General features: G+C 63.8%; 1 protein-coding gene. It reads right to left on the minus strand.

The window, feature by feature from the left end; translation table 11 throughout:
• Window positions 1-329 (minus strand): hypothetical protein (locus EN818_RS34145; protein ID WP_245521437.1); only part of this gene is annotated, 329 nt, incomplete at both ends.

Here is a 329-nt window from a genome sequence, read left to right on the forward strand (position 1 = left end):
ATTGCCGGCAGGCTCGTCTATCTCGGCCTGCAGAACCCGGACATGTCGGGTGGTCCGGAGAGCCGGGTCACCGCGTCGCGGCCGGATATCGTCGATCGCAACGGCGAGGTGCTGGCGACCGACATCAAGACGGCCTCGCTGTTTGCCGAGCCGCCACAGCATTTCGATCTTCGGCCGGCGCCCGTAGCCGTATTCTTCGTCGAACAGCTCGGTCGTGTCGTTCCGAAAGATGATCTGCGGCTCTTCCTGTGCCGGCGGCGTCAAAGTCTCGTCGAGGAGCAGCGCGTTGTCGACGATGCGCGCCATCGGCACGACGACGTAGCGAAAAT

The sequence above is a fragment of the Mesorhizobium sp. M3A.F.Ca.ET.175.01.1.1 genome (genome assembly GCF_004791945.1).
GTDB lineage: Bacteria > Pseudomonadota > Alphaproteobacteria > Rhizobiales > Rhizobiaceae > Mesorhizobium.